General features: G+C 64.2%; 27 protein-coding genes. 20 read left to right on the forward strand and 7 right to left on the reverse strand.

What is annotated here, in order from left to right; all coding sequences use genetic code 11:
• The first annotated feature begins 20 nt into the window (after positions 1-20).
• Genes hemB through FHS69_RS09675 form a run of 5 tightly spaced genes read left to right on the forward strand, consistent with a single transcriptional unit; the run spans position 21 to position 2947 of the window.
• Positions 21-1019 carry a porphobilinogen synthase gene (hemB, locus tag FHS69_RS09655; RefSeq protein ID WP_166777507.1) on the forward strand — a complete coding sequence of 333 codons (999 nt, stop codon included), beginning with the start codon at positions 21-23 and terminating at the stop codon, positions 1017-1019.
• The gene (locus FHS69_RS09660) at positions 1012-1569 is read left to right on the forward strand and encodes a GNAT family N-acetyltransferase (protein WP_166777508.1); all 558 of its coding nucleotides are present in this window, start codon (positions 1012-1014) and stop codon (positions 1567-1569) included. The genes hemB and FHS69_RS09660 overlap by 8 nt, the downstream gene beginning before the upstream one ends.
• A complete protein-coding gene (locus tag FHS69_RS09665) occupies positions 1562-2119 on the forward strand; it encodes a GNAT family N-acetyltransferase (protein ID WP_166777509.1) in 558 nt (185 codons plus the stop codon). The genes FHS69_RS09660 and FHS69_RS09665 overlap by 8 nt, the downstream gene beginning before the upstream one ends.
• Positions 2116-2688, forward strand: a complete 573-nt coding sequence (locus FHS69_RS09670) for a gamma carbonic anhydrase family protein (protein WP_306095300.1) — start codon at positions 2116-2118, stop codon at positions 2686-2688. Before FHS69_RS09665 ends, FHS69_RS09670 begins: the two co-directional genes overlap by 4 nt.
• Complete coding sequence (locus FHS69_RS09675; RefSeq protein WP_166777511.1) at positions 2669-2947, forward strand: DUF167 domain-containing protein; 279 nt, start codon at positions 2669-2671, stop codon at positions 2945-2947. Before FHS69_RS09670 ends, FHS69_RS09675 begins: the two co-directional genes overlap by 20 nt.
• On the opposite strand, the gene FHS69_RS09680 is transcribed toward FHS69_RS09675, so the two are convergent.
• The 5 genes from FHS69_RS09680 to FHS69_RS09700 all read right to left on the reverse strand — a co-directional run bounded on the left by FHS69_RS09680 (position 2944) and on the right by FHS69_RS09700 (position 9032).
• Positions 2944-3585 carry a YoaK family protein gene (locus tag FHS69_RS09680; protein WP_166777512.1) on the reverse strand — a complete coding sequence of 214 codons (642 nt, stop codon included), beginning with the start codon at positions 3583-3585 and terminating at the stop codon, positions 2944-2946. The genes FHS69_RS09675 and FHS69_RS09680 overlap by 4 nt on opposite strands.
• Before the next feature lie 30 nt (positions 3586-3615).
• Positions 3616-5208: a cisplatin damage response ATP-dependent DNA ligase gene (locus FHS69_RS09685; protein WP_166777513.1), complete on the reverse strand. Its 1593-nt coding sequence runs from the start codon at positions 5206-5208 to the stop codon at positions 3616-3618.
• Positions 5209-5210: 2 nt separating this feature from the next.
• The gene (locus FHS69_RS09690) at positions 5211-6248 is read right to left on the reverse strand and encodes a ligase-associated DNA damage response exonuclease (RefSeq protein ID WP_166777514.1); all 1038 of its coding nucleotides are present in this window, start codon (positions 6246-6248) and stop codon (positions 5211-5213) included.
• 65 nt (positions 6249-6313) lie between these two features.
• Positions 6314-8701 carry an ATP-dependent Clp protease ATP-binding subunit ClpA gene (clpA, locus tag FHS69_RS09695; protein WP_130585671.1) on the reverse strand — a complete coding sequence of 796 codons (2388 nt, stop codon included), beginning with the start codon at positions 8699-8701 and terminating at the stop codon, positions 6314-6316.
• A gap of 130 nt (positions 8702-8831) precedes the next feature.
• Entirely contained in the window at positions 8832-9032 is a 201-nt protein-coding gene (locus FHS69_RS09700; RefSeq protein ID WP_067671887.1) for a DUF1192 domain-containing protein, read from the reverse strand.
• Positions 9033-9139: 107 nt separating this feature from the next.
• On the opposite strand from FHS69_RS09700, the gene FHS69_RS09705 reads away from it, so the two are divergent.
• From FHS69_RS09705 to FHS69_RS09730, 6 genes are all read left to right on the forward strand, one after another.
• Entirely contained in the window at positions 9140-10150 is a 1011-nt protein-coding gene (locus FHS69_RS09705; RefSeq protein WP_341801739.1) for an NAD(P)H-quinone oxidoreductase, read from the forward strand.
• Positions 10143-10757, forward strand: coding sequence for a glutathione binding-like protein (locus FHS69_RS09710; RefSeq protein WP_166777515.1), 615 nt, complete (start codon positions 10143-10145; stop codon positions 10755-10757). The genes FHS69_RS09705 and FHS69_RS09710 overlap by 8 nt, the downstream gene beginning before the upstream one ends.
• Positions 10758-10858: 101 nt before the next feature.
• Positions 10859-11755 carry a UDP-2,3-diacylglucosamine diphosphatase gene (locus tag FHS69_RS09715; RefSeq protein WP_166777516.1) on the forward strand — a complete coding sequence of 299 codons (897 nt, stop codon included), beginning with the start codon at positions 10859-10861 and terminating at the stop codon, positions 11753-11755.
• An 89-nt stretch (positions 11756-11844) separates the two neighbouring features.
• Entirely contained in the window at positions 11845-12831 is a 987-nt protein-coding gene (locus FHS69_RS09720; protein ID WP_166777654.1) for a glycosyltransferase family 4 protein, read from the forward strand.
• Positions 12832-12935: 104 nt separating this feature from the next.
• Positions 12936-13664, forward strand: a complete 729-nt coding sequence (locus FHS69_RS09725) for a DUF1013 domain-containing protein (RefSeq protein WP_067465157.1) — start codon at positions 12936-12938, stop codon at positions 13662-13664.
• A 94-nt stretch (positions 13665-13758) separates the two neighbouring features.
• Positions 13759-15432, forward strand: coding sequence for a long-chain-fatty-acid--CoA ligase (locus tag FHS69_RS09730; RefSeq protein WP_166777517.1), 1674 nt, complete (start codon positions 13759-13761; stop codon positions 15430-15432).
• 63 nt (positions 15433-15495) lie between these two features.
• On the opposite strand, the gene FHS69_RS09735 is transcribed toward FHS69_RS09730, so the two are convergent.
• On the reverse strand, positions 15496-15888 hold the full coding sequence (locus FHS69_RS09735) for a bactofilin family protein (protein WP_067465151.1): 393 nt from the start codon (positions 15886-15888) through the stop codon (positions 15496-15498).
• Positions 15889-15904: 16 nt separating this feature from the next.
• Entirely contained in the window at positions 15905-17065 is a 1161-nt protein-coding gene (locus tag FHS69_RS09740) for a M23 family metallopeptidase (protein WP_425128221.1), read from the reverse strand.
• Positions 17066-17294: 229 nt separating this feature from the next.
• On the opposite strand from FHS69_RS09740, the gene FHS69_RS09745 reads away from it, so the two are divergent.
• The 9 genes from FHS69_RS09745 to wecB all read left to right on the forward strand — a co-directional run bounded on the left by FHS69_RS09745 (position 17295) and on the right by wecB (position 24451).
• Positions 17295-17981: a nicotinate-nucleotide adenylyltransferase gene (locus FHS69_RS09745; protein ID WP_166777519.1), complete on the forward strand. Its 687-nt coding sequence runs from the start codon at positions 17295-17297 to the stop codon at positions 17979-17981.
• Positions 17982-18038: 57 nt separating this feature from the next.
• Complete coding sequence (gene rsfS / locus FHS69_RS09750) at positions 18039-18458, forward strand: ribosome silencing factor (protein ID WP_067465145.1); 420 nt, start codon at positions 18039-18041, stop codon at positions 18456-18458.
• Positions 18459-18506: 48 nt separating this feature from the next.
• Positions 18507-18929, forward strand: a complete 423-nt coding sequence (locus FHS69_RS09755; RefSeq protein WP_166777520.1) for a 23S rRNA (pseudouridine(1915)-N(3))-methyltransferase RlmH — start codon at positions 18507-18509, stop codon at positions 18927-18929.
• 17 nt (positions 18930-18946) lie between these two features.
• Entirely contained in the window at positions 18947-20155 is a 1209-nt protein-coding gene (locus FHS69_RS09760; RefSeq protein ID WP_166777521.1) for a murein hydrolase activator EnvC family protein, read from the forward strand.
• Positions 20156-20259: 104 nt separating this feature from the next.
• On the forward strand, positions 20260-21600 hold the full coding sequence (locus FHS69_RS09765) for a S41 family peptidase (RefSeq protein ID WP_130585663.1): 1341 nt from the start codon (positions 20260-20262) through the stop codon (positions 21598-21600).
• A 15-nt stretch (positions 21601-21615) separates the two neighbouring features.
• Positions 21616-22092 carry a disulfide bond formation protein B gene (locus tag FHS69_RS09770; RefSeq protein ID WP_067465134.1) on the forward strand — a complete coding sequence of 159 codons (477 nt, stop codon included), beginning with the start codon at positions 21616-21618 and terminating at the stop codon, positions 22090-22092.
• Positions 22089-22616, forward strand: coding sequence for a demethoxyubiquinone hydroxylase family protein (locus tag FHS69_RS09775; protein ID WP_166777522.1), 528 nt, complete (start codon positions 22089-22091; stop codon positions 22614-22616). The genes FHS69_RS09770 and FHS69_RS09775 overlap by 4 nt, the downstream gene beginning before the upstream one ends.
• A 91-nt stretch (positions 22617-22707) precedes the next feature.
• On the forward strand, positions 22708-23271 hold the full coding sequence (locus FHS69_RS09780; protein ID WP_341801742.1) for a hypothetical protein: 564 nt from the start codon (positions 22708-22710) through the stop codon (positions 23269-23271).
• Between the two features lie 40 nt (positions 23272-23311).
• The gene (wecB, locus tag FHS69_RS09785) at positions 23312-24451 is read left to right on the forward strand and encodes a non-hydrolyzing UDP-N-acetylglucosamine 2-epimerase (RefSeq protein WP_166777524.1); all 1140 of its coding nucleotides are present in this window, start codon (positions 23312-23314) and stop codon (positions 24449-24451) included.
• Positions 24452-24477 lie beyond the last annotated feature (26 nt).

Raw genomic sequence — 24477 nt, forward strand, 5'->3', positions numbered from 1 at the left:
GCATGCGGCAATGCGGCTGTATGACCCAAGCCAGCTATCCCGCCACCCGACTCCGCCGTCCGCGCGCCACCGCGTGGAGCCGTGCGATGCATCGCGAGACCGTGCTCACCCCCGCCGATCTCATCTGGCCGCTGTTCGTCACCGACGGGGCGGGCGTGGAAGAACCGGTGGCGAGCCTGCCGGGCGTATCGCGCTGGTCGGTCGACAACATCGCGAGGCGCGCGAAGGAAGCGGTCGATCTGGGTATCCCGTGTCTCGCGCTGTTTCCCAACACCCAGCCCGAGCTGCGCAGCGACGACGGCGCCGAGGCGCTCAATCCCGACAATCTGATGTGCCGCGCGATCAAGGCGGTACGCGACGCCTGTGGCGCGGATATCGGGATCCTGACCGACGTGGCGCTCGATCCCTACACCAGTCACGGGCAGGACGGCCTGCTCGACGACGCGGGCTATGTGCTCAACGACGATACGGTTGCGGTCCTCGTCGACCAGGCAGTCAACCAGGCCGATGCCGGGGCGGACATCATCGCGCCCTCGGACATGATGGACGGACGCGTGAAGGCGATCCGCATGGCGCTGGAGATGAACCACCATCCCAATGTCCAGATCATGGCCTATGCGGCCAAATACGCGTCGGCCTTCTACGGTCCGTTCCGCGATGCGGTGGGGTCGGGCGGTCTGCTCAAGGGCGACAAGAAAAGCTACCAGATGGACCCCGCCAATGGCGACGAGGCACTGCGCGAGATCGCACTCGACATCGCCGAGGGTGCCGACAGTGTCATGGTCAAGCCGGGACTGGCCTATCTCGACATCATCTGGCGTGCGAAGCAGGAATTCGGCGTGCCGGTGTTCGCCTATCAGGTGAGCGGCGAATATGCGCTGATCGAGGTCGGCGCCGCGGCGGGCGTGGGCGATCGCGACGCGTTGCTGATGGAAAAGCTGGTGGCGTTCAAGCGGGCGGGCTGCAGCGGGGTGCTGACCTATCATGCGCCGCGCGCCGCTGAATTGCTCAATGGCTGAGTTTCGCTACGAGACCGACAGGCTGATCCTGCGCGATTGGCGCGAGGAAGACTGGCCGCTGTTCTGGGAGGCGACGAATACGCCAAGCGTGATGCGCTGGCTGGGAGGGATTTGCGATGGTGCGAAACGCGATGCGGCGCAGCAACGGCTGCTCTCCTATGAACGCGAGCATGGTCATACCTTCTGGTGCGCCGAGCGCCGCGGCGATGGCGCAATTCTCGGTTTCTGCGGCCTCAAGCGTTCCAACCAGGCGGGCGGGCCGCTCGGCATGATGGAAGCGGGCTGGCGACTGCGCGAAGATGCTTGGGGCAAGGGCTATGCGAGAGAGGCGGCCACTGCGTCGCTGGACCTCGCCTTCGACCGGTTCGGTGCGGATGAAGTGATCGCCATGACTGTTCAGCGAAATACCGCCAGCTGGGGGCTGATGCAGCGGCTGGGCATGCGCCGGCGCGAGGACTTGGACTTCGACAATGCGGAGTTCGACGAGGAGGACCCGGTCATCATCGTCTATTCGGTGGATCGGGAGTCGTGGATGGATCAAAATGGCTGACATCATCGCGGAGACCGATCGGCTGGTGTTGCGCACGATCGAAGATGGCGATGTTGCCTTGCAGGACCGTGTGCTCAACACGCCGGCGGTCATGGCGCGGCTGGGCGGGGTCAAGGAACTGCACGAAATCGAGGCCAAGCATGCGAAGTCACGCGCGCTCTATGCGCAACACGGTTTCAGTTTCCTCTTCATGATCGAGAAAGGGACCGGCGAGATGGTCGGCCATTGCGGCATCAAGCAGGTCGATAACCCGCTGGCGCCCAATATCGGCGATCACGAGATCGGCTGGCTGGTGCGCGAGGATCGCTGGCGGCGCGGCTATGCTGAGGAGGCGATGCGCGCGGTGCTCGAATGGGCCTTCCTGCGCGTGCAGGCCCCTCATGTCGTCGCGCTGACGAGCCATGCCAATGCCGGAAGCTGGAAACTGATGGAGAAGCTCGGCATGGTGCGCCGCGAGGATCTCGATTTTACCGATCCAGCCTTCGGCGCGGAGGATAATCCGACGATCCAGTATTCGCTCACAAGAGACCAATGGGAGAGCGCGAAGTGACTGCAAGCCGCCCCGGCGTAACCATCATCCCCATCCACGGGCACACCCCGCGGATTCACGACAGCGCCTTCATTGCGCCCGGTTGCACGATCATCGGCAACGTCGAGATCGGCGCCGACAGCTCGGTGTGGTACAATTGCGTGCTGCGCGCCGATGTGAGCCGGATCGTGATCGGCGAACGCAGCAATATCCAGGATGGCAGCGTGTGCCACTGCGATCCCGAACGGCCGGGCGATCCCGACGGATCGCCGCTTATCATTGGTGACGACGTGCTGGTCGGCCACATGGCGATGGTTCACGGTTGCACCATCGAGGACCGGGGTTTCGTCGGTCTTGGCGCGATCGCCATGAACAAGGCGGTCATCGGATCGGACGCGATGCTGGCCGCGGGCGCGATGCTGACCGAGGGCAAGGTGATTGGAGCTCGTGAGCTCTGGGGCGGTCGCCCGGCGCGCAAGATGCGCGATCTCGACGATGCCGCGATTGCAGGCATGCGCATGGGTGTGGCGCATTATGCGGAGAACGCGAAGCACCACGCCGCTGCTGTCGATGGCGCGACCAAAGGCTGACCTGCCCGATCGTGCGGCCCTGCGGGCGCTTATGATTGATGGCGAATTGCGACTGCGCGTCACGCCCGCGGCCCGCAGCGAGGGGATCGCGATTGCGGGTGATCGCCTCGCGGTCCGAACCCGGGCCAAACCGCAGGACGGGGCCGCGAACAAAGCGGTCGAGAAACTGGTGGCAGGCGCGCTTGGCGTGGCGACGTCACGCTGTCGGATTGTGCGCGGCGCAACTTCGCGCGACAAGGTGCTGCGCATCGCTGACTAGGTTTTGCGGGTCTCGATCCAGCTGGCGAGCACAAGCAGCAGTACGGCCAGTGCTGCCGCGCAACCCGCAGCGGCGACGGGATCGATCGTGAACAGTGCCGCGCCGCATACGGCGCCCGTCGCCAGCGATAGCCATAAGGCCGGATAACCGCGTGTGTCGTCGGCGGGGCGCCCGAGCAATCGGAGTGCGATACCCTGTCCGGTGCGGACGAGAGCACCCGTCATGTAGGTTACGCCCACCGTGACCGCACCATCGCGTGAGAAGACATTGTTTGCCATGCCCATCGCAAGCGCGGCGGCGCCGAGAAACAAGAATTCGTGTCCTCGAAGCAGCGCGAGCGTCGCGGCGCCGAGCCACAAGGCGACGCATCCAAGCAAAAGCCGCTTGTGCCTGCCCGGGAAATGGATCGCGACCAGCGTTCCTGCAGTCACCCCGGTGACGAAACAGCCAATCAGCAGCAGCGGTATCGATGGGAGCGTGGCGGAGCCGAGCAATTCGACACCGAGCCGGGTCGTGTTACCCGACATGAACGAGGTGAAATAGCCACCCGCGACTCTGAATCCCACCGCGTCGACTTCTCCCGCGAGGAAGGCGAGCCCGAGCGCGAGCAATTGGCGGGTTCGGTCGTAGCGGCGCATCGCCCCATCATGCCGACCGGTCGCGGGAATTCAATCGCGGATCAGCGCCTTCAGCGCGGCAATCCGGTCGGCCTCGTGTGCGGGCTTGTCCCAGCGGATACGGTGGATGCGGGGAAAACGCATGGCGAGGCCCGACTTGTGCCGTTTGCTTTGGTGGACGCTGTCGAAAGCGACTTCGAACACCAACGTCTTCTCGGTCTCGCGTACGGGGCCGAAGCGGTTGATCGTGTTCTGCCGCACGTGGCGGTCGATCTTCTTGAGTTCTTCGTCGGTGAAACCCGAATAGGCCTTGCCTACCGGCAGCAGTTCGGCGCCCGCATCGGGATCGCCATCCCAGCAACCGAAGGTGTAATCGGAAAAGAAGCTCGATCTTTTCCCGCTGCCACGCTGGGCATACATCAGCACGCAATCGATCAGCAACGGATCACGTTTCCACTTGTACCAGTATCCGACACGGCGGCCCGCGATATAGGGGCTGTCCTTGCGCTTGAGCATCAGCCCCTCGATCGCGTCGTCGCGGCTGCCTTCGCGGATCTGCGCCAGATGGTCGAAATCGCGTGCCTCGACCACCCTGCTGATATCGAAGTGGCTGTCGGGAAGGCGGTGCATGAGCGCCTCGAGCCGTGCGCGCCGCTCGCTCCACGCCAGCGCACGCAGGTCCTCGCCTTCGACCAGCAGGCTGTCGTAGAGCCGAACGAAGGCGGGAAACTGCTGGAGCATCTTCTTGCTGACGGTTTTGCGCCCGAGCCGCTGTTGCAGTGCGTTGAAGCTCGCAGCGCCGCCCTCGGCGCCGCCCTGGACATCGCCGCGGACCAGCAGTTCGCCGTCGAGCACCGCGGGGAAGGGGAGCACGTCGAGCAATTCGGGGAAGGTCGCCGAAATATCGTCGCCCGAACGGGAATAGACCCTGGTCTGGTTGCCCGCCCGCACCAACTGGACGCGGATACCGTCCCATTTCCATTCTGCCGCGTAGTCGGCGAGATCGACCACCGTTTCCTCCAGCGGATGCGCCAGCATGAAGGGGCGGAAGGTCGGGAGATTGTCGATGTCGGGGGCAGGTTCGCCGCGAGCGGCCCAGCCGAAAAGCTGGTCGTAGGGTGCGTCGAGCCCATGCCAATATTCCTCCACCTCCTCGACCGATACGTCGAAGGCCTGCGCAAAGGCGGTCTTTGCCAGCCGCGAGGACACGCCGATCCGCATGCCGCCCGTCGCCAGCTTGAGCAGCGCATAGCGGCCCGAGGGATCGAGCCGGTCGAGCAGGAGCGGGAGCTCGGATAGAACGCTCTTGCGGTTCATGCCGCCAAGCAGCTCGACCGCTTCGCTGACGGAGGGGGGCGAGGGTGCCTTGTCGGGCGCGGGCCACAGCAGGCTAGCGGTCTCCGCGGTGTCGCCGACGAAATCGCGGCTGAGCGTCCACAGCACCGGATCGATCCGGTCCTTCAAAAGATTGCGGATCGTCGAGCTCTTGACCGCGGGGAAGTCGAGGCCGTCGGCGAGCGCGGCGAGAGCCCAGCCGCGATCGGGATCGGGGGTTGCGCGCAGATATTCGGCAATCAGCCGCAATTTCTCGTTGCGGCTCCGCGTATAGACCAGCGCGTCGATCAGGGCGGCGAATTCTTCCACCCCTAGTCGTCCTCGTCTTCGTAGCCGACGAGCGCCAGCGCACGGGCCCGGCGCTGGTGCAATTGGCACCAGCGCAGCAATGCATCCTCGCGGCCGTGCGTGATCCAGTTTTCCTGCGCGTCGACCTCTTCGATGGTGCGCGTCAATTCACCCCAGTCGGCATGGTCGGAAATTACCAGAGGCAGTTCGACATTGCGTTGCCGCGCGCGCTGACGAACGCGCATCCAGCCGCTGGCCATGGCGGTGACCGGTTCGGGCAACCGGCGACTCCAGCGATCGTTGAGTGCGCCCGGCGGGCTGATCACGACATGGCCGCGCATCTCTTCTTTCGCGTGGTCGGACACCAGTCGCAATTCGCCCAAGTCGATTCCGTGTTGCTCGTAGAGTCGGCACATTTTCTCCATTGCGCCGTGCAGGTAGATCGGCTGGCGGTGCCCGGCAGCGCGCAGTTCGGCGATGACTCGCTGTGCCTTGCCGAGCGCATACGCGCCTACCAGCACGCAGCGATCGGGATGTGCGGCGAGGCGCTCCAGCAACTTGGCCATCTCTTCCTCGATCGGCGGATGGCAGAAAACCGGCAGGCCGAAGGTCGCTTCAGTGATGAAAATGTCGCACGGCGCAACTTCGAAGGGCGCACAGGTCGGATCGGCGCGGCGCTTGTAATCGCCCGTGACAACCACGCGTTCGCCGGCATGCTCGAGCAGGATCTGTGCGCTGCCGAGGACATGGCCCGCGGGGATGTAGGTCGCATCGACCCCGCCCGGCAGGCGGATCGTTTCGCCATATTCCACTGGCACTGCCTTGTGCGGGATCTGTCCCGCATCATTCTCGGCGCCGGTGCGATAGCGCAGTTCCATGATCGCCAGCGTTTCGGGCGTGGCGACGGTTCGCCCGTGTCCGCCCCGCGCATGATCGGCGTGGCCATGGGTCACCAGCGCATGGTCCACCGCGCGCGAGGGATCGACCCAGCAATCGGCGGGGACGACATGAATCCCCCATGGTTCGGGCCTTATCCAGGAGAAGGGGGCTGCTGCGGGCATTGCCGATTCAAACGAAAAGGGCGCCGACCGTTCCCGGTGGCGCCCTCTCGGTGGTAGCGAATGGTTCAGCCCTTGCCGCCGTCGCTGCCCTCGCTCGCATCGGCTTCGGGCTTCTTCGGGGCCGACGTCTTGCCAGCCGCCTTCTTCTTCGGAGGCGTGCGCTTGGCCTTCGTCTTGGGCGGGGCGGGGGTGAGTTCGAAGGCCGGCTTGTCGTCCTTCATCGTCACCGAGACCTCGCCGCCGTCGGCCAGCTTGCCGAACAGCAGTTCTTCGGCAAGCGGCTGCTTGATCCGTTCCTGAATCAGGCGGCCCATCGGACGCGCGCCATAGAGGCGATCGTAGCCCTTGTCCGCCAGCCATGCGCGCGCATCCTTGTCGAACTGGATGTCGACATTCTGCTCGGCCAATTGGAGCTCGAGCTGAAGGATGAACTTGTCGACCACCCGCGCAACGGTGTCCTTGCCGAGATAGCCGAAGGGAACGATCGCATCGAGACGGTTGCGGAATTCCGGGGTGAACATGCGCTTCACCGCTTCCTCGCTCGCGTCTTCCTTGCTCACGTCGCCGAACCCGATGCCCTGGCGCGCCATGTCGGCTGCGCCCGCATTGGTGGTCATGATCAGCACCACATTGCGGAAATCGACCGTCTTGCCGTGATGGTCGGTCAACCGGCCGTTGTCCATCACCTGCAGCAGGATATTGAACAGGTCGGGATGTGCCTTCTCGATTTCGTCGAGCAGCAGCACGCAATGTGGGTTCTGGTCGACCGCATCGGTCAGCAGGCCGCCCTGGTCGTAACCGACATAGCCCGGAGGTGCGCCGATCAGCCGCGAAACGCTGTGCCGCTCCATATATTCGGACATGTCGAAACGCTTGAGCTCGATCCCCATGATGCTGGCGAGCTGACGCGCGACTTCGGTCTTGCCGACGCCGGTCGGGCCCGAAAACAGGAACGAACCGATCGGCTTGTCGGGATCGCGCAGGCCTGCGCGGCTGAGCTTCATAGCGGTCGAGAGCTTCTTGACCGCGGCGTCCTGCCCGAAGACCACGTGTTTGAGATCGCGCTCAAGATTCTCGAGTGCCTTCTTGTCGTCCTTGCTGACCGACTTGGGCGGGATCCGCGCCATCGTCGCGATGACCGCCTCGATCTCGCGTGCGGTGATCTTCTTCTTGCGGCGGCTGGGCGGCACCAGCATCTGCATCGCCCCGACCTCGTCGATCACGTCGATCGCCTTGTCGGGCAACTTGCGATCATTGATGTAGCGCGCCGACAGCTCGACCGCGGTTTTCAGCGCGTCCGCAGTGTAGGTCACCTTGTGATGGTCCTGAAACGCGGTCTTGAGCCCCTTGAGGATCTTGATCGTGTCCTCGACGGTCGGTTCGTTCACGTCGATCTTCTGGAACCGGCGCAGCAGCGCGCGGTCCTTCTCGAAATGGTTGCGGAATTCCTTGTAAGTGGTCGAACCGATGCACCGGATCGCTCCGCTCGACAGCGCGGGCTTCAGCAGATTCGAGGCATCCATCGCCCCACCACTCGTCGCGCCTGCGCCGATCACCGTGTGGATCTCGTCGATGAATAGGATCGCCTCGGGCATGCCTTCAAGCTCGTTGACCACCTGCTTGAGGCGTTCCTCGAAATCGCCGCGATAACGCGTGCCGGCGAGAAGCGCGCCCATATCGAGCGAATAGATCACCGCTTCCTGCAGGACCTCGGGGACCTCTCCCTCGACGATCTTGCGCGCGAGCCCTTCGGCAATAGCGGTTTTGCCTACCCCGGGGTCGCCGACATAGAGCGGGTTGTTCTTGCTGCGCCGGCACAGGATCTGGACCGTGCGATCGACTTCGGGTCCACGGCCGATCAACGGATCGATGCGGCCGTCCTCGGCCTTGCGGTTCAGGTTGACGGTGAACTGGTCGAGGGCGGTTTCCTTCTTGCCCTTGTCGCCCGCCTTGTCCTCGTTCGCCGCCTCCGTTCCGTCGGCGCCTTCGGGCGGGCGGTTCTCGACCTGCTTGCCGCCCTTGCCGATGCCGTGGCTGATGAAGCTGACGGCATCGAGGCGGCTCATGTCCTGCTGTTGCAGGAAATAGACCGCGTAGCTGTCCCGCTCGGAGAACAACGCGACCAGCACATTGGCGCCGGTCACCGTGTCCTTGCCGCTCGATTGCACATGCAGGATCGCACGCTGGATCACGCGCTGGAAACCCGCGGTCGGCTGCGGATCGGCGCTCTCGTCCGATTGCAGCGACTGGTATTCCTGTTCGAGATATTGCTTCACCACAGCGGTCAGCTCACCGAGATCGACACCGCAGGCAGACATGACCTGCGCGGCGTCCTCGTCGTCGATCAGCGCGAGCAGCAGGTGCTCGAGCGTCGCATATTCGTGCCGACGCTCGCCCGCATCGGTCAGCGCGGCGTGAAGGGTCTTTTCGAGATTGGCGGCAAAGCTGGGCATTCAGAAGTCTTTCGCTTGGGACTCGCAAAAGGCGAGCACGGGACAGCCTATGGGGCGAAGGTTAGCCAAAGCTGTATAGGCAGGCGATATGGGCACGCGGGCCGATGATTTCAGCCCCCGCATCGCGCAACTAATCCTTGCGTCCGAACAAGGCCTCCGCCGCATCGCGATGTGCAGCGGCAGAAAGGCGATGTTTCTCGACGCGTACGATCTCGGCTTCGAGCAGGGCGATGCGTGCTTTGAGCTCGTCCTGCGAATAGGGCCCGAGATCCTCGGTGGCCAAAAGGCTGGCGGCGTCGCCCCTGGGGCGCGGACTCGCATCGTCATCCATCGCGGACAATCTCGCAATTCTGTGTGGTTGCTGTCAACGGGGCCGCGCGGTATTGCACCGCTTGCGTGCCCGGGATGACATGCAAGTTGCGAAGAGAAGGGGGAAAAGTGGCTGCGGATTTGCCCAAGACGATGACCGCCATGGGGTTCGACGATCCAGGGGGGCCAGAGGTCTTCCGCGCCGAGACCCTGCCGGTACCCCAACCGGGCGAGAACCAGGTTCTCATCCGGGTCGCGCATGCGGGGGTCAACCGGCCCGACGTCATCCAGCGGCAGGGCTTCTATCCCCCGCCACCGGGGGCATCACCAATTCCGGGGCTGGAAGTGGCGGGCACGGTGGTGGCCACCGGCATCGGCGCACCGCCGGAAATGCTCGGCCGCCGCGTTTGCGCTCTGGTCTCGGGCGGGGGATACGCCGAGTATTGCCTCGCGCATGCGGCGCATTGCCTGCGCGTGCCCGGCACCATGGCGCTGGGCGTCGCAGCAGCCATTCCCGAGACCCTGTTTACCGTCTGGCACAATGTGTTCGAGCGCGGCTGGGCGCGCGATGGCGAAAGCCTGCTGGTCCACGGCGGCACGAGCGGGATCGGCACCATGGCGATCCAGCTGGCCAAGGCCTTCGAAATGCAGGTGGTCGCAACCGCGGGTAGCGAAGAGAAGTGCCAGGCGATCCGCGACCTCGGGGCCGATCTGGCGGTCAACTACAAGACGCAGGATTTCGTCGAGGAAGTGAAAAGCTTCACTGGCGGCAAGGGTGTCGACGTGGTGCTCGACATGGTCTCGGGCGATTACGTGGCGCGCAATATCGAGTGCCTTGCCGAAGACGGCCGCCACGTGACGATCGCGGTGCTGGGCGGGCTCAAGGCACAGATCAACATGGCCACTGTAATGCGCAAGCGGCTGGTGCTGACCGGGTCGACTTTGCGGCCCCGCTCCGACGAGTTCAAGGCCTTGCTGGCGGATGAGATTTACAACCATGCGTGGCCGCTGTTCGAAGAGGGAGCCATTGCGCCGGTAATGGATCGCAGCTTCCCGCTGGCGGAGGCGGGGGCGGCGCATGCCCACATGGAGGCGGGCGATCACATCGGGAAGATTGTGCTCGAGGTTGGCGGTGAGTGACCCGATCCTCCACGAGGATCCGCGCAGCGGCAATTGCTACAAGATCAAGCTTACCGCTGCGCTGCTCGGCCTCCCGCTCGCCACCCGGCAGTACGACATTCTCGCAGGTGAGACGCGCACGCCTGAATTCCTCGCCAGCGTCAATCCGAACGGCCGCATTCCCGTGCTCGAGATCGACGATCGTTTCCTTCCCGAAAGCAATGCCGCCTGCTGGTATCTCGCGGGCGATAGCGCGCTGATCCCGCGGGATCGTTTTGCACAGGCGGAAATGCTGCGGTGGATGTTTTTCGAACAGAACAGCCACGAGCCCAATATCGCGACACTGCGGTTCTGGCTGCACTTCGTCGGCGAGGCTCAGCTTTCGCCGCAGCAGAAAGCGCAGATGATGGCAAAGCGCATTGCCGGATGCGACGCGCTGGCGTCGATGGATCGCCACCTTGCGAAGCGCGACTGGTTCGTCGGCGGAGCGGTGTCTCTCGCCGATATCGCGCTGTTTGCATACACGCATACCGCCGAAGAAGGCGGCTTCGGCCTAGGCGACTATCCCTCCATCGGGGCATGGCTCGACCGCGTGCGGGGCCTGCCCGATTTCATCCCCATGCAATGACCCGTCATTGTCGCAATGTCGCGATTCGGTAACGGCAATGTGAATCGCACGTAACAATCTCACGCCATGTCAGGGCTGACACCCATCAGGGGACCCGGCCCATGAATGATCTGCCCAATCAGTTCGATGCCGCACACAAAGTCGCGAGCTTTCCCTCGATCCGGCCCAGCGTTCCAGAGCGCACGACCGGCGAACGCCGCAAGTTTCGCACGATCTGGATCAGCGATGTCCACCTCGGCACAAAGGGGTGCAACCACGAGCTGCTGATCGACTTCCTCGACCATACCGACAGTGAGACCATGTATCTCGTCGGTGATATCATCGACGGCTGGCGGTTGAAGAAAAAGTTCTACTGGCCACCCGAACACAACGATATTGTCTGGCGAATTCTGAAGCGTGCCAAGCGGGGCACCAAGATTGTCTATATTCCCGGCAATCACGACGAGATGGTCCGCCCCTTCAGCGGACTGAATTTCGGCGGGGTCGAGATCATGCGCGCGGCCTTCCACGATACCGCGGACGGGCGCCGCCTGATGGTGCTGCATGGCGACGAATTCGATACGATCATGCTGGCCCATCGCTGGCTCGCCTTCGTCGGCGACGCGCTGTACCACGTCATGATGAAGCTCAACAATTGGGTGGCCGCCGCGCGCAAGCGGCTCGGACTGCCCTATTGGTCGATTTCCAAGGCCGCCAAGCACAAGGTCAAGAACGCGGTCGAGTTCATCTCGAAGTACGAGGAAGTCGTTGCCCGTGCAGCGGCAGAGCGCGGGGTGGACGGGGTTGTCTGCGGTCATATTCATACCGCCGAGTTCCGCGATTTCGAATGGGATGGTCGCACGGTCGAATATTGGAACGACGGTGATTGGGTCGAAGGCTGCAACGCACTGGTCGAGCATTTCGACGGGCGCATGGAGATTCTTCACTGGCCTGAAGAAGTCGCGCGGCGCGACCGGTCTGCAGATGACGTCACGCCGTCAGTTTCGGCGGCAGCGTGACCGCGCATTTCCCAGCGCCTGCCCACCTGGCGGAAGTCGCTGCCCTCCCGCAGCGTATCGCGATCGTTACCGACGCCTGGCTGCCGCAGATGAACGGCGTGGTTCGCACTTTGACGACGACATGCGAGCAATTGCGTGCGCATGGCCATGAAGTGCTGGTGGTGTCGCCCGATCAGTTCGCCAGTCTTCCGTGCCCGACCTATCCCGAGATACGGCTGGCCGTGACGCGCCCGGGCGCGGTGGCATCGCGTCTGCGCGAATTCTCTCCCGAAGCGATCCACATAGCGACCGAAGGCCCGCTGGGTATGATCGCGCGCAGCTATTGTGCGCGGCATGCGATCCGCTTCACCACCGCCTACCACACGCAGTTTCCCGATTATTTGGCCAAGCGCACGCGTTTGCCGGCTGAATGGTTCTGGCGCTACATCGAGTGGTTCCACCGGCCCGCGCGGCGGGTGCTCGTGGCGACCGACAGCATCAGCGAAGAATTGCGCGCTCACGGGCTGACGCATTTGCATCGCTGGAGCCGTGGCGTCGACCTGTCTTGCTTCACCCCCGATGCACCGCCACCGCCCGAATTCGCAGACCTACCCGGCCCGATCCAAATCTATGTCGGGCGCGTCGCGGTCGAGAAGAACATCGAGGCTTTCCTCGAAAGCGAGTATCCCGGCAGCAAGGTGGTGGTGGGAGATGGTCCGGCGCTGGCAGCATTGCGCGCGAAATATCCTGAGGCGCATTTCCTCGGTCGGCGTTCGGGAAGGGATCTTGCGGGCTGCTATGCGGGGGCGGATGTTTTTGTCTTCCCAAGCAGGACGGATACGTTCGGGCTGGTGATGATTGAGGCGCTGGCCTGCGGAACTCCCGTCGCGGCCTTTCCCGTTCCCGGGCCCTGCGATATCGTCACCCCCGAAGTCGGCGCCCTCGGTGAGCAGCTCGACCGGGCGATCGGCGCCGCTTTGTTCTGCGACCGCAATGCCTGCGCGGCCTATGGCGCCCAATTCAGCTGGGCAGCCGCGACCGGTCAGTTCCTTGCCGGGCTGGCGGCCTTCGAGGCGGAGGAACTGCCTGGCGCCTGAGGCTTTCGCTTGCCGAATCCGACACTCTCGCCTACATCGGCAGGATAACGGCCGTCCCGCGAGGGGCGGCCTTCTATTTTCGCAAGACGAGAAAAGGCATATTCATGGCCGACCAACCCAAACCGTTGATGCCGCATGCGACCGCCACCTGGCTCGTCGACAACACCGGCCTGTCGTTCGAACAGATCGCCGAATTCTGCGGCCTTCATATTCTCGAAGTGCAGGCGATGGCGGACGATCTTGCGGGTAGCAAGTACACCGGCCGCGATCCGGTCCATGCGGGCGAACTGACCCAGGACGAAATCGAGAAAGGTCAGGCCGACAGCGAATATCGTCTCAAGATGCAGCGCGCGCCGGTCGCGGTCAGCCGGACCAAAGGGCCGCGCTATACGCCGGTGTCGAAGCGGCAGGACAAGCCCGATGGGATCGCATGGATCCTGCGCAACCACCCCGAAATTTCCGATGCGCAGATCGGCAAGCTGATCGGCACCACGCGCAACACGATCGGTGCGATCCGCGAGCGCAGCCACTGGAACATCCAGAACATCCAGCCCAAGGACCCCGTTACACTCGGCCTGTGTTCGCAGCGCGAACTCGACGCGGTTGTGGCCAAGGCGGCCAAGAATCTCCCGGTCGACGACGAAGCGGCGCCGGCACCTTCGGGCGGGACGGGCAGCGATCGCGAGAAGCTGATCGAGGAACTGCGCGCCGAACGCGACGCAAACGAAAAGGCTGCCGCCGAGGCCGCGCAGGAAGCCGAAGCAGCTGCCTGGCTGGAGGCCAAGCGTGCTGCCGAAGAGACCGGCGAAACGGGTGAGCCCACCGACGTCTGATCTGCGCTACGCAAGGATACTGAAAGGCGGGCGGAGTGCGGACTTCGCCCGCCTTTTTGCTTGCGTTTGAGGCGCATTACTCCATGCTACTGACATGGATGTAAGCAAGCTTCCCAACCATCACCCGGTGCCTTGGAATACCACTTTCGAACCCATGGCTCTGCCGGCCATGTTCGCGCGCAGCACACGGGCTGCTCCCGACGCGCCACTGCTGCATTTTCTCGGTCGCAGCTACACTTACGATGAACTCTTTCGCGATGCGCAAGCCTTCGCACAGGCGCTGATCCGGCGCGGCATTGCCGCTGGCGACCGGGTCGGGCTCTTCCTGCCCAATGTCCCGAGTTATGTCGCCGCCTATTACGGGGCGATGATGGCCGGTGCGGTTGTGGTGAATTTCTCGCCGCTCTATTCGGTCGAGGAGCTCGAACAGCAGGTCGCGGATTCGGGCACGCGGCTGCTGGTGACGGTCGACGTCCCGGAGCTCTACGCCACGGCCGAAAAAGTTCTGCGCGGCTCGGCGCTAAGAACGCTCGTGGTAAGCTCGCTCGCCGAGATGCTGCCAACCTTCAAGGGGCTCGCCATGCGCGTCCTCGGGCGCAAGAAGATAGCGCGCGTTTCCCGTGACGAGAGTGTTCTCGCGTGGCGCGAGTTTCTCAGCCGAGGGCGCGAGGGCAAGGCCGCGCTGCCCGAGGTCGATCCGCATTCGCTCGCGCTGTTGCAATACACCGGCGGGACCACCGGCACGCCCAAGGGGGCGATGCTGACCCATGCCAATCTCTCTATCAACGCGCAGCAAACCGCCGGTCTCAATCCGTTCGGCGATCCTGCGCACGAAGTCTTTCTCGGCGCTTTGCCGTTCTTCCACGTTTTCGCGAACACCGCGCTGCTCAACCATGCCGTGGTAACCGGCGCGGCCATCGCCATGGTCCCGCGCTTCGATGCGGGCGAGGTGTTGAAGACGATCGAAAAGCATCGCGCTACCGGCTTTCCCGGCGTGCCGACCATGTTTCAGGGGCTGCTCGACCATCCCGCGTTGGCCAAGACGGATCTCTCGAGCCTTCGTGTTTGCATTTCCGGCGGTGCGCCGCTTCCCGCACCGCTGCGCGACAAGTTCGAAGCCGCGACGGGGGTGCGACTGGTGGAGGGTTATGGTCTCACCGAAAGCTCGGGTGTCATCTCGACCAATCCCTATCGCGGCACGCGCAAGCCGGGGACGATCGGTCAGGTCGTTATGGGCACCGAAGTCCTGCTGCTGGACAAGGAGGACCCGAGCATCCTCGCACCGGATGGCGAGCCGGGCGAACTGGCGCTGCATGGTCCGCAGATCATGCAGGGCTACTGGAACCGTCCGGACGCGGCGAAGGATGTTTTCGTCGAGCATCAGGGCAAGACATGGCTGCGCACCGGCGATGTGGCCACGGTGGACGAGGACGGCTTTCTCGAGATTGTCGACCGGATCAAGGACATGATCGCGGTGGGCGGTTTCAAGGTGTTTCCCAGCCAGGTCGAAGACGTCCTGCTCGAACACCCCGGCGTCAAGGAAGCGCTGGTCATCGGCCGACCCGATTCCTATCGCGGCGAAGCACCGGTCGCCTATGTCACGCCCAATCCCGGGCGCGAGACCAGCGGTGCAGACCTGCGCGAATGGCTCAACGCGCGTGTCGGCAAGCACGAGCGCGTCGACGAGGTCGTGATCCGCGATGAACTGCCGAAGACCATGATCGGCAAGCTCGATCGCAAGGCATTGCGCGCGGAAGTGCTGGACTGATCGAGAAAAAGGCCGCCAGCGCTGCATGCGCGGGCGGCCTCGGATGTCTTTGCCGAGCGGGCGTCAGCCCGCGACGGTGACTTCGGCCTTGGCGCCGGCGCCGCCCGGTTGGACGGCCGGTTTGCCCTTCGCGTCGCGATGCGCGAAGCGGCCTTCGACCTGCGCACCCTGTTCGATCGTCAATGCATCGTAGAACACGTCGCCGGTGATCTTGGCCGTCTTCAGGATGACCAGTTCCCGGGCAGTGATCGAACCCTCCACCGTGCCGGCAAGCCGGGCGGTCTCTGCCTTCACCGCGCCCTTGACGGTGCTGCTCTCGCCCTGAACCAGAGCCGAGCAGGCGATATCGCCTTCGACCGATCCGTCGATATGGAGATCGGCCGAAGCCGTGATATCGCCGGTGATGGAAAGATCCGATCCGAGGACCGAAAAGGTCGAATTGCTCTTGCTGGCCATGCGCTCGCGTCCCGAATTACTTGCTGTTGCTGGCGAGCTGGGGTGCTCGCCGGATTTCTTCGAGAACATTGGGAGCGGTCTCCAGGAAGGTACGCGGATTGACCGCGCGATTGTTGATTCGCACCTCGAAGTGGAGGTGCGGGCCGGTCGATCGGCCGGTATTGCCGATAGCGCCGATCGTTGCTCCGGCGCCGACCTGCTGACCGACCTTCGCATCGAACCGCGACATGTGCGCATAGCGCGTCATCAGGCCGTTGCCATGGGTGATTTCCACCGTCTTGCCGTAGCCACCCTTCCAGCCGACGAAGCTGACGCGACCGGCAGATGCGGCACGGATCGGCGTCCCTACCGCCCCCTTGAAATCGAGCCCCTTGTGCATCGCGCCGCGACGGGTGAAGGGATCGCGGCGATAGCCGAAGCCGCTCGAAATCATGCTGATGTGCGCGGGGGTAACCTGCGGTACGCCCTCGAGCCCGCGTTCGAGCGCGTCCATCCGCGCGACCGAAAGGCCCAGGCGTTCGAACCGAGGATCGATCGTGCCGTCCGAATTGGTAGCCAGCTTTTCAAGCGGACCACCCATCGCGCCGCGCTCGGCATTGCGGATCATGCCGTCCGGGTCGAGACCCAGCTTGCGAAGTGCATTCGCGGCACGCTGCGAACGCCAGTCCGCATATTGAGTCAGGCCTTCGACGAGCGCCAGCTGGCGCGCTTCGATGCGAGCCAGCGCTGCCGCTTCGGGGAAAGCCGCGCTAACCTTCTCGACCGTCTCGGCGGCTTCGGTTGCACTTTCGCTGACGCTGCCGGCAACTTTCAGATCCTCGGGCAGGGCTTCGCCAATGACTTCGAGGAACTCCATCCGGCGGTTGAGGTCTTCCTTCACCGCGGCGATATCGTCGCCATAGGCATCGACACGCTCTTCGGCCGTGGCCACGCGCGCTTCGCGGTCGAGCAGAGAGAGCCGGTCGGCTTCGGCACGATATTGCGTCCAGCCCGCCATACCGACCGACGCAGTGCATACAGCCAACGCCGACAGGGCTAGCGCGGCGGCGGTCATCTGAAAACGCGATGAAAGAGTGATAAAGCGTACCTGGCCCTGCGAGCGCATGAAGAACTCACGCTCCGGAAACCAGCTTCGCACACGGCTCCCCCAGCCATTTGCGGCGATCTTGTTGCTCAAAACGACCCGTCCCTTATGGTCTTTGACGTCCCGGGAAAGGCGCTACCAAAGGTTCCTTTCGAAATCGAATCGCGGTTCCCATAGAATCCATGAGTTGATGCTGGGACGGGACGAGTCGTTTTTGTACAATTCTTTCCGGCGATCAAAAATCGCGTCGGGCGTGATGGATATCAGTGCCACGGTAGAGGCCGCAACAGGAAAGGGGGCCGTAAGTCCTTGCTTGTAAACGATGATTGAGCAGAGCGACATTGCGAAGACGGGCGGTAAGCGAATCGGGTTGCTCGGGGGCAGCTTCAATCCTGCCCATGGCGGGCATCGGCGGATATCGCTGTTCCTCCTGCGGGCGCTCGGGCTCGACGAGGTATGGTGGATGGTCAGTCCGGGCAATCCGCTGAAGCCCAGGGCGGGCATGGCCCCGCTCGGGGTACGGGTTCGCTCCGCGATGGCGCAGGCGCGCCGAGCGCCGATCCGTGTCACCGCCGTCGAACGCGAACTGGGCACGCGCTATACCGTCGATACCTTGCGTGCGATCGAACGACGCTACCCGAAGCACCGGTTCGTTTGGCTGATGGGATCCGACAATCTTGCGCAGTTTCACCGGTGGCGCGACTGGCGCGGGATCGCACGTACGATGCCGATTGCGGTTGTCGCGCGGCCCGGCTATGATGGCGCTGCTGTCGCGAGCCCCGCGATGGCCTGGCTGCGGCGCTTTTCGATGCCACTGTCCAGCTTTGTGAACGGGGGCGAATGGAGCGCGCCGGCACTGGTGACCTTGCGATTTGATCCGGACGAAAGATCGGCCACGGCCATACGCCGCGCCGATCCCGACTGGGCCTCACGCTTCGCCGGACCGCCTCCACGGGACCAACTGACGCATCGTTTGATACCGTCGGGTGGGGAAACCACCGCGCCATGATGCGCGTTGTGTTCCTCATGGCCCGAGCCTTTCAATCCAGGAGTACCGCTTCCGCCTATGACACAGGCGCATACCAATCCGCCCGCATCCGGGACCGCTTCGGCACAGGTCGTCGACTTGGCTGACGCAACCACCGATCCGTTGCTCAAGCTCGTGTTGCAGCAGCTCGACGACGACCAGGCGCAGGAGGTCGTCACCATCGATCTCGAAGGCAAGAGCTCGATCGCCGATCATATGGTGATCGCGTCGGGTCGCTCGACTCGCCAGGTAGCTGCGATGGCGCAGAAGCTCGCCGAGAAGGTCAAGCAGGCCGGTTTCGGCCCGGTCAAGCTGGAAGGCTTGCCTGCGGCGGACTGGGTGCTGCTCGATGCGGGCGATGTCGTCGTTCACCTGTTCCGCCCCGAAGTGCGCAGCTTCTACAATCTCGAACGCATGTGGGCGTTCGGCGATGCGCCCCCGGTGGCTGGCACCGCCTGAGGCCTCTCGGCCTCCGGTGAACCACGCCGTGGCCGAAGGGTCGATCGCGTGCTCCTCCACATTATTGCCCGCGGCAAGATCGCCCGCTCGCCCGAGGCTGAACTGGTCGCGCGCTATGAAAAGCGCCTGACCTGGCCCCTCAAGCTTACCGAACTGCCCGAGACCGGTGGGCGCGTTCCCGAACCGCAAACACCTTACAAGACGGTGTTGCTCGACGAACGAGGGCGCGATCTGCCCTCCGAAGAACTGGCCGCCATGCTCGAGCGGTGGCGCGATGACGGAATGCGTGAGTGCCGCTTCGTGCTGGGTGCAGCAGACGGACATTCGAAGGCAGAGCGCGCCGGGGCCGATCTGCTGCTTGCCTTTGGCCGTGCAACCTGGCCGCACCTCTTGGCGCGTGCGATGCTGGCGGAACAATTGTATCGTGCAACCACCATCATCGCCGGTCACCCCTATCATCGCAGCGGTTGATCGGGCAGGTATCCGCCATGCGCCGCCACGCCGCCATCGCCGCACTTGCCGCAGCCGCCGTGCTGTGCCTGCCCGCGATCGCGCAGGCGCCGGCACAGATCGAGACGACCGAAGACGCCCGCGCCGCATTGGATGCCGCGCGCCAGCAACAGCGCAATGCGCGCGCGCGCGGTGAGAAGCTGGAGCGGCAGGCTGCGGCGTCGCGCGAGGCGGCGGCGAAGGCCCGCGCCGAAACCGCGGCGTTGGCTGCGCGTGTCCAGCAGGCCGAGGCGGGTGTTGCTGCGGCGGAGGCCGCCCTGGCCCTAGCCAATCGCGAACGCCGGAAGCTTGATCGCCGCCTGGCGCAGCGCCGCACCCCGCTGGTGCAACTTACCGGGGCATTGCAATCGATGTCGCGCCGGCCACTCGCGCTTTCGGCGCTACAATCGGGGTCCTTGCGCGACCTCGTCTATACCCGAGCGCTGCTCGACAGCACGATTCCCGTCGTGCGCCAACGGACTGCGGCCTTGCGCCAAGAGCTCGATCGCGCTCGCGAACTCGAGAGCGAGGCGCGCGCTGCGCTGGTGCAACGCCGCGATAGCGAAGCCGTCCTGCTGCAGCGGCGCCGGCAATTGGTTGCCCGCGCCGCACAGGAACGGCTCAAGGCCCAGCAGGCTGCGGGTGGGGCGGATCGCGAGGCGCAACGCGCACTGGTACTGGCCGAGCAGGCGCTCGATCTCGACCAGCTTGTCGGACAGCTCGAGGCTGCCGGGTCGCTTCGCCAGCAACTCGCTGCCTTGCCCGGCCCCTTGATGCGCCCGGCCGACCCGACCGCCGCGCGTCCATCGGCTGTCCCTGAGCCCCTGCCCAGCGAAACCGCCCCTCCTTCGAGATACCAGCTCCCCGTCGAAGGCGAAATCGCCACCGGCTTCGGCGAAATCGGGCCAAGCGGTCAGCGGCAGGCGGGGATTGCACTGCTTGCGCGCGAACGGGGACAAGTGGTCGCTCCGGCGCATGGGAGGATCGTCTTCGCCGGTCCTTATCGCGGTTACGGGCGGATTGTGATCGTCGAACACGACAATGGCTGGACCAGTCTGGTTACCGGCATGGGCGCCCTCGACGTTGCGGTCGGCCAGACCATTTCAGCGGGATCCCCGATCGGCCGCGCTCCAGCGGCGGGCGGTGCGATCGCGCTCGAACTGCGGCAGGATGGCAATCCGGTCAATCCGCTCGACTATCTGGGTTAGCCATCGGTCGATAGGCGGGCTGCCGGCGGGCACCAAACATGCTCATCTGGCATTAACCGCGTGCAGGCGATAGATTGGCCGCGCTCAAAGGAGTCCCGCAACGCATGAAATTCGCCGCTCTCGCCCGTTCGGCCGCATTGGTCACCGCAGTCGCGCTCATTCCCGCGACCACTGCCAGCCTAGCACAGGTCGAAGGCCGCGCCGGGCCTGAGTTCGCCAAGGTGCTGGCGGTCTATCAGCGCATAAAGGCCAGCTACGTCGAACCGGTCGAGGACGAGACGCTCATGCGTGGCATGATCGACGGCATGTTGTCCGCGCTCGATCCGCATTCGGGGTATCTCGACGGCAGCGATCTGCAGCGGCTCGAAACGATGATCGACGGCAATTATTCGGGGCTCGGCCTGTCGGTCGTTGCCGAGGATGGCGCGGTCAAGGTGATCTCGCCCTTCCGCGGTAGCCCGGCCGACAAGATGGGCATCAAGGCGGGTGACTTCATCACCCATCTCGACGGTCGGCTGATCGTCGGCCAGACGCTCGACGAATCGGTGGCGCAAATGCGCGGGCGCGAAGGCACCTCGATCCAGCTCACGATATTCCGCCCGGGACGCGACGAACCCTTCGATCTCGACGTGACCCGCGGTGTGATCGAACTCGAACCGGTCACTTGGGAATTGCACGAGGGCAATATCGGCCACATCATGGTCAATGAGTTCTCGCGCGATGTCGGTAGCGACGTGTTCTCTGCCTGGGAGGCGCTCAAGGGCGAAGCCAGCGGGCGGGTTGCCGGTCTGGTGCTCGATCTGCGTTCGAATCCCGGTGGTTCGCTCGACGAGGCGGTTGCCCTGTCTGACCTGTTCCTGACCGAGGGGCGGATCGTTTCGCAGCGCGGCCGTGCGAGGGGCGAGAACATCGCTTACGATGCGGAAACCGTCTTCCGTGGCGATATCGCTTCGGGCCTGCCCATCGTCGTGCTGATCGATGCCGGTTCTGCCTCAGCGTCGGAAATCGTTGCCGGCGCGTTGCAGGACCATCGTCGCGCAGTGGTGATGGGTGAGCGCAGTTTCGGCAAAGGCAGCGTCCAGTCGCTGCTCCCCTTGGGCCGCGATGCGGCGCTCAAGCTCACCACGGCGCGCTACTACACGCCGGCTGGCCATTCGGTCCAGGAGGGCGGAATCGATCCCGATATCACCGTCCCTCAGCTGTCCGATCCCGATCTCGCCAAACGGGCGCGTTTCCAGATGCGCGAATCCGACCTGCGCGGACATCTGGTCAACGAGCTTGGCCTTGCCGATGACGCGGTGGAGAAGGACTCGCGCGATGATCCGCGCTTCCAGCAAACCGCCGACGAGCTGAAAGCCAAGGGCATCGAGGATTTCCAGCTGCATTACGCGCTCGATACGCTGCGGCGGACGAGCCCCAAGAACATTGCCGCGCGCACCAAATAGGCTAGATCGCCGGTTATGACGCTTTCGCCGCCTGCCCGTTTAGCGCGCATTCTCGCACTCGCCGTTCCCGCGCTGCTGCTGGGCGGCGCCTATCTGTCGCAATACGGGTTTGGCCTGTACCCGTGCGAGATGTGCTGGTGGCAACGCTGGCCGCATTTCGCAGCGGTAGGGCTGGCTTTGCTGGCCTATGTGAGCCCGCCGGCGCGATTCTGGACTGCTCTGGCGGCATTGGCGATCGTGACCTCGGGAGCGATCGGGCTGTTCCACGCAGGCGTCGAATACGGCTGGTGGCCGGGCATTACCTCTTGCGCGTTGGTTGCCGGCAACGGATCCGGCAACGCACTCGAGGATATCATGAATACCCCGCTGGTCCGCTGCGACCAGCCAGCATGGACGCTGTTCGGCATCAGCCTCGCAGGTTACAACTTTCTCGTCTCGTCCGCTGCCGGACTGGCCATCGGTCGCTTGCTGATGAAGGATCGTCGCGCATGACCAAGGTACCCGATCACATTGCCCGCATGATCCGCGTCGACCAGGCAGGCGAATTTGGCGCGACCCGGATCTATGCCGGGCAGCTCGCCGTGATGGGTGATCGCGGCCCCGATTCGGCCGAGATCGCCGGCATGGCCGAGCAGGAGGCGGGGCATCGGGCGAAATTCGATGCACTCATGGCGCGGCGCGGAGTGCGGCCAACCGCCCTGCAACCGTTCTGGGATCGGGCAGGTTTCGCGCTGGGCGCGGTGACTGCGCTGATCGGTCCCGAAGCGGCGATGGCCTGCACCGCCGCGGTCGAAACCGAGATCGACGATCACTATTCACGCCAGCTCGACCAGTTGGAAGCCAGCGGCGAAGATCCTGAACTCGCGGCGATGATCGAGGAGTTTCGCGAAGACGAGCGCGAACATCGCGACGCCGCACTGGCGGCTGGCGCGGAGCGTGCACCGGCCTATCCGCTGCTGTTGGGCCTGATTCGCATCGGGTGCCGCGCGGCAATCCGCATCTCCGAGCGCGTATGACGGGAACAGGCGCCCTCCCGCTACGCTTCAGCACCAGTTCAGCGCGTCGGGCGCCATGTGGAATGTACCGTTCAGCCCCAAGAGGATGACCATGCCGAAACCACTTCTCGCTCTCGCCAGCCTTGCACTGGCCATGCCGGCTGCGGCGTTCGCTCAGGATGCCGACGAGGCCGCGGACGACAGCTACAATATGGTCATTGTCTATGGCGACGACGAATGCCCGCAGAGCACGACCGACCAGATCGTGGTGTGCGCGCGCAAGGCGGAGAACGAACGATTCCGCATCCCCGAAAACCTGCGTTTCTCCGAAAGCCCGGAGAACCAGTCTTGGGCGGAGCGGGTCGAACGGTTCGAGATGGTCGGCGCCTTCGGCACCATGTCGTGCTCGCCGACCGGCGCGGGCGGATTTACCGGCTGCACCCAGCAGATGATCAATGATGCCTATGCTGACAAGGCGAATGACGCGGGTGTCCGCTTCGGCGAGATTATCGCCGCCGAACGCGCCAAGCGCCTCGCGACGATTGATGAAGATGCCGCCGCCGAACAGGAGCGCGTCGAGATGATCGAGCGTGAGTATATGGAGCGGCTCGAGCGTGAACGCGCGGCGGAGACGCCCGATGAGCAGTCGCTCCCGCAACCCGCCGATCCCGAATAGGGTCTATCGGCGCTTAACCATTTGCCGCTAGATCGCGGACATGGCCGCGCCCTTGAAGATTCTCACCGTGTTCGGGACGCGTCCCGAAGCGATCAAGCTGTTTCCGCTGATCCACGCCCTCGATGCCGATCCGCGGTTCGACAGTCGGGTGTGCATTTCGGCACAGCACCGCGAGATGCTCGATCAGGTCCTATCGATCGCAAAGGTAGTTCCCGACTACGATCTCGACTTGATGACACCGGGCCAATCGCTCGACGCGCTGACCGCCCGTGCGCTGGTGGAGATCGGCAGGGTGCTGGACGACGAACGGCCCGATTGGGTGGTGGTGCAGGGCGATACGACCACGGTGATGGCGGGCGCAATCGCGGCTTATTACCGCAAGATTCCCGTCTGCCATGTCGAGGCGGGACTCCGCAGCGGCGACATTTACCAGCCATGGCCAGAGGAGGTGAACCGCCGCGTCGTGGGCAGTTTCGCCGCGCTGCACTGCGCCCCGACGCCGACCGCACGCGAGGCATTGCTCCGTGAGAATGTCGCGGCCGATAGCGTCCATGTCACGGGCAATACGGTGATCGACGCGCTGCATTGGGTTACCCGCCGGATCGAACAGGACCCCCAACTCGCGTCAGGGCTGGGGGACATCGAAAAGCGTTTCGCGGGCCGTCGAATAGTCGGGGTGACGAGCCACCGCCGCGAGAACTTCGGCGACGGAATGTCTTCTATCGCCAATGCGGTTAAAAAGATCGCCTTGCGAGATGACGTAGGGGTTATTTTCCCCGTGCACCTCAATCCCAATGTGCGCTCGGTCATGCAAGCTGCGCTTGGCGATCTCGACAATGTCGCGCTGATCGAGCCGCTGGATTATCCGCATTTCGCGCGGTTGCTCGATATCTGCCACCTGATGCTGACAGACAGCGGCGGGGTGCAGGAGGAGGCGCCTGCGCTCGGCAAACCGGTACTCGTCATGCGCGAAACCACCGAAAGGCCGGAAGGTGTGGCGGCGGGAACCGCGCGGCTCGTCGGCACCGAGAGCGACGCGATCGTGCGCGAATGCATGCGCTTGCTCGATGACGAAGCTGCCTATGCGGATATGGCACGTGCGCACAATCCATTCGGCGATGGCAGGTCGGCGGGCCGCATCGCCGACCTTCTGGCCGGCGAACGAGGCGCGTTACTGTAAAATTTACCGACACGCGCTAGAGCGGG

Source organism: Qipengyuania flava, from assembly GCF_011762005.1.
GTDB lineage: Bacteria > Pseudomonadota > Alphaproteobacteria > Sphingomonadales > Sphingomonadaceae > Qipengyuania > Qipengyuania flava.

What these genes read in the sequence shown, in the direction of transcription:
- rsfS (WP_067465145.1), top strand. Translation starts at nt 18,039, where the DNA reads ATGACACAGGCGCATACCAATCCGCCCGCATCCGGGACCGCTTCGGCA.
- hemB (WP_166777507.1), top strand. Translation starts at nt 21, where the DNA reads ATGACCCAAGCCAGCTATCCCGCCACCCGACTCCGCCGTCCGCGCGCC.
- FHS69_RS09665 (WP_166777509.1), top strand. Translation starts at nt 1,562, where the DNA reads ATGGCTGACATCATCGCGGAGACCGATCGGCTGGTGTTGCGCACGATC.
- FHS69_RS09675 (WP_166777511.1), top strand. Translation starts at nt 2,669, where the DNA reads ATGGCGCGACCAAAGGCTGACCTGCCCGATCGTGCGGCCCTGCGGGCG.
- FHS69_RS09720 (WP_166777654.1), top strand. Translation starts at nt 11,845, where the DNA reads ATGAACGGCGTGGTTCGCACTTTGACGACGACATGCGAGCAATTGCGT.
- FHS69_RS09660 (WP_166777508.1), top strand. Translation starts at nt 1,012, where the DNA reads ATGGCTGAGTTTCGCTACGAGACCGACAGGCTGATCCTGCGCGATTGG.
- FHS69_RS09745 (WP_166777519.1), top strand. Translation starts at nt 17,295, where the DNA reads ATGATTGAGCAGAGCGACATTGCGAAGACGGGCGGTAAGCGAATCGGG.
- FHS69_RS09700 (WP_067671887.1), bottom strand. Translation starts at nt 9,032, where the DNA reads ATGGATGACGATGCGAGTCCGCGCCCCAGGGGCGACGCCGCCAGCCTT.
- FHS69_RS09765 (WP_130585663.1), top strand. Translation starts at nt 20,260, where the DNA reads ATGAAATTCGCCGCTCTCGCCCGTTCGGCCGCATTGGTCACCGCAGTC.
- FHS69_RS09775 (WP_166777522.1), top strand. Translation starts at nt 22,089, where the DNA reads ATGACCAAGGTACCCGATCACATTGCCCGCATGATCCGCGTCGACCAG.
- FHS69_RS09725 (WP_067465157.1), top strand. Translation starts at nt 12,936, where the DNA reads ATGGCCGACCAACCCAAACCGTTGATGCCGCATGCGACCGCCACCTGG.
- FHS69_RS09715 (WP_166777516.1), top strand. Translation starts at nt 10,859, where the DNA reads ATGAATGATCTGCCCAATCAGTTCGATGCCGCACACAAAGTCGCGAGC.
- FHS69_RS09680 (WP_166777512.1), bottom strand. Translation starts at nt 3,585, where the DNA reads ATGCGCCGCTACGACCGAACCCGCCAATTGCTCGCGCTCGGGCTCGCC.
- wecB (WP_166777524.1), top strand. Translation starts at nt 23,312, where the DNA reads ATGGCCGCGCCCTTGAAGATTCTCACCGTGTTCGGGACGCGTCCCGAA.
- FHS69_RS09780 (WP_341801742.1), top strand. Translation starts at nt 22,708, where the DNA reads ATGCCGAAACCACTTCTCGCTCTCGCCAGCCTTGCACTGGCCATGCCG.
- clpA (WP_130585671.1), bottom strand. Translation starts at nt 8,701, where the DNA reads ATGCCCAGCTTTGCCGCCAATCTCGAAAAGACCCTTCACGCCGCGCTG.
- FHS69_RS09730 (WP_166777517.1), top strand. Translation starts at nt 13,759, where the DNA reads ATGGATGTAAGCAAGCTTCCCAACCATCACCCGGTGCCTTGGAATACC.
- FHS69_RS09690 (WP_166777514.1), bottom strand. Translation starts at nt 6,248, where the DNA reads ATGCCCGCAGCAGCCCCCTTCTCCTGGATAAGGCCCGAACCATGGGGG.
- FHS69_RS09770 (WP_067465134.1), top strand. Translation starts at nt 21,616, where the DNA reads ATGACGCTTTCGCCGCCTGCCCGTTTAGCGCGCATTCTCGCACTCGCC.
- FHS69_RS09760 (WP_166777521.1), top strand. Translation starts at nt 18,947, where the DNA reads ATGCGCCGCCACGCCGCCATCGCCGCACTTGCCGCAGCCGCCGTGCTG.
- FHS69_RS09735 (WP_067465151.1), bottom strand. Translation starts at nt 15,888, where the DNA reads ATGGCCAGCAAGAGCAATTCGACCTTTTCGGTCCTCGGATCGGATCTT.